This is a genomic window from Blautia sp. AF17-9LB, assembly GCF_003479185.1.
Lineage (GTDB): Bacteria > Bacillota > Clostridia > Lachnospirales > Lachnospiraceae > Fusicatenibacter > Fusicatenibacter saccharivorans.
Genome location: NZ_QUGU01000036.1, coordinates 1 through 2,972 on the forward strand (window position 1 = coordinate 1; position 2,972 = coordinate 2,972).

Consider the following 2,972-nt stretch of genomic DNA (forward strand, 5'->3'; position numbering starts at 1 on the left):
TACCCTCATAGCGTGATGTTTGTGCGTCAACGTGTCGCACCAAAGATGTTCTCGATCTCCCGGCTGGCAAGCAGATCTTTGATGTTCTGCGTGATGCCCGTAGGGATACCGCCCCATTTTCGGAAACGCTTCCAGATTTCAACACTATATGCGGCAGTCTGCTCTTCCTTTAAGAGCAAGTGGAACTCATCAATGTAGTATCGTGTATTTTTCTTTGCATTGCGGTTGATGGTAACACGATTCCACACCTGATCCTGCACGATGAGCATACCCAGCTTTTTGAGCTGCTTGCCCAATTCTTTGATGTCAAAGCAGATAAGGCGGTTATCCAGTTCCACATTCGTCTGGTGGTTGAACACCCGCAGCGAACCATTGACGTAGATTTCCAATGCCGTGGCGATACGCTGCGCCTGCCGTTCTTTCTGCTCCCGCAGGCAGTCATATAAATCACCGAGAATCGGCATATTTTCCGGCTTCGGGTCATTCAGATATTTCTGATAAACCAGCGGCAGGCATCGGTCAATGACAGATTTTTCTTCCGGCTCCATGCCATCCCGTGCGCCCATGATAAGTTCGCACAGGGAAAGGATGAAATCCGATTTCATGCCAAGCGGGTTATCATCGTCCGCATAGTTCAGGTTAATGTCCATCGGGTTGATGTAGTCCCGGCTGGTGGATGAGATATGAATGACCTGCCCGCCCAGGGCTTCGACCAGCGGATAATACTCGCCTTCCGGGTCTGCGATGATAATATCGTCCGTTGTCGTGAAGAACACGTTTGTCATTTCACGCTTTGCGCTGAACGATTTACCAGAACCAGGCGTACCCAAAATCAGACCGTTCGGATTTTTGAGCTGTTTGCGATCTGCCATAATCATGTTGTTAGACACTGCATTCAGACCGTAATAGAGGGAATCGCCCTCCATGAAAAGTTCCTGCGTGGTGAACGGCACGAAGATGGCCGTGGAAGTTGTAGTCAATGCCCGCTTGATGGGGACAAGGTTATTGGCCAGCGGCAGGCTGCTCATAAGTCCCTGCTCCTGCATATAGTCCAGTCGATTCAGGGTGCAGTTGAACTTCTGAGCGATACCAGCCGTCTGAAACACTGCACTGTCCAGCTCCTGTTTGGTTTTCGCAGCATTGAGGAACAGCACCGTAATAAGGAACATACGCTCATTGCGGCTCTGCAAATCATCCAGAATCTTCTTGGCTTCACCACCATAAGTTGCAAGGTCACTCGGAATAATTTCCATATCATAGCCGGAACGCACCGCCTTTTTCTGTTCCTCAATCTTCATGCGGTCAAGGTCTGTGATCTTGCCCTTGATGAGTTTGATTGCCTTGAGCTGGTCTACCGACTGCACATGGATGCTGACCACCAGATTCTTGTCCATGTCCAGAAACTCTGCCAGAACCTTATCCGTCAGTTCCGGGGCAAGGATGTTCAGATAGGATACTGCGCCGATAGTATCTCCCATCTGGAAGTCCTTGCCGCTCTTGAACAGAAAACTGGTCGGAGCAATGAAGTCCTTGGTAGTCATGCCGCTTTGCAGGATGCGGTCATAGCTGAACTCAAACTTCCGTTCTTCCTCCTGATGGAACATCTCGTACATGATCTGTAAGCGTTCCACACCATTCAGCGGATATGCTTTTACGCCCAGCACCTTGAAATTGTTGAGAATATCGGTTTCGATACGCTCCAGCCGGGGCTTTGCTTCTTTCACGCTTTTGGCTTCAATGCTGAACGTGATGTACTTCGTTCGGACCAGACCGTTGTTGCCCTTGGCAAGCTGCTGTTTCAACATCTGCGCATATTCCATGCGCACATCATCGAACTGGTCATGCTGCGGCTCAATCTGAATGACCTTGTTGTATTCGCTCATATCACTTTTGTGGTTAATGAACGAAAGCTGAAAGCGGATGCTGGAATCAAAGTAGTTGAGGAAGTCACACCAGCTTTCAAAAATGGTGTTCTTATCTTCGTTTTGCGCGAGCTGATAGTTGATGTCATAGAAGCGGACGGTTTTGGAATACAGATGTTCCTCCACCCGGCAGATGCCGTCCCGCCCCATTTCCAGATACGGAATCGACCGCTGCACGGTCAAGTGATGCTCTTTCTTCTTTTTTGCTTCTGCCTTTGCAGACGGCTTGAAGAATTTCTGGAAGATGCCGCCGAACAGCGGCTTCTTATCCTTTTCTTTTCCCAATAATGCCTCCCTTCTTCACTTTTGGTGTTACAGGTTTCTCCGGCTCATATTCGTACAGATTTTCGATCTCGTAGCAGCGAACCGCCGGACGTTTGAAACGGACATTGATGAAGTTCGTCAGGATGGTTTCAAGGTGCATCCCGTTTTTCTCGAACAGTGCAAAGAAAAATTCCGGGAGCATCAAAAGCACCATGCCTGCCGCCGCATTGCTTGTGCCAAGTGTTCCCCGTGTGAGAAAGTAGAACGGGACACCGATGGATGCCGCAAAGCCCATACAGATGAGTTGTCGCTTTGTCAGGTTGAGAAAGACCTTGTTCTTCACTTTGGACAGGTCTTTCGGGATCGTCACATAAGCCATTCTTCACCATGACAGTCAGACACGCCGCCGGGATACGGCTTTCTGTCTGCTGTCTTTCCTTTCCTCGAATTTTCCCGGTTTTAGTGACTGCCGAAGATCTGTTTGGACAGACTTCCCGTTTTCATCAGGCTGAAACACAGAATCACGGTATACGCTGCAACGCCGATCAGCGCGGAGTGCATATTGCTGGAAATCCGCACCGAAGAAATCAGTGCTGCGTAAATCGCCACACAGACCATCATCAGAAATGCCTGAAATGCAAGGGCGAACAGTCCTCTGAAATAGTTGGTTCCTACATGACCCCATTCACGGTTGCTCATCGTTGCGAACGGGATCGGGGCAAGCGATGTATAGAGTAGGGTAAGAACCCGACGCCTTACCATATCACTATGGCAGGTTTCCGAGAA

Annotated in this window: 2 protein-coding genes and 1 pseudogene; all 3 read right to left on the reverse strand. The window is 49.4% G+C overall.

Annotated elements, in window-relative coordinates:
* Nucleotides 1-26 precede the first annotated feature (26 nt).
* Entirely contained in the window at nt 27-2,168 is a 2,142-nt protein-coding gene (locus DWX00_RS19300) for a VirB4-like conjugal transfer ATPase, CD1110 family (protein WP_442857812.1), read from the reverse strand.
* A 19-nt stretch (nt 2,169-2,187) separates the two neighbouring features.
* Nucleotides 2,188-2,565, reverse strand: a complete 378-nt coding sequence (locus DWX00_RS19305; RefSeq protein ID WP_118596022.1) for a PrgI family protein — start codon at nt 2,563-2,565, stop codon at nt 2,188-2,190.
* Between the two features lie 80 nt (nt 2,566-2,645).
* Nucleotides 2,646-2,972 (reverse strand): annotated as a pseudogene (locus DWX00_RS19310) (VirB6/TrbL-like conjugal transfer protein, CD1112 family); the annotation flags it as partial.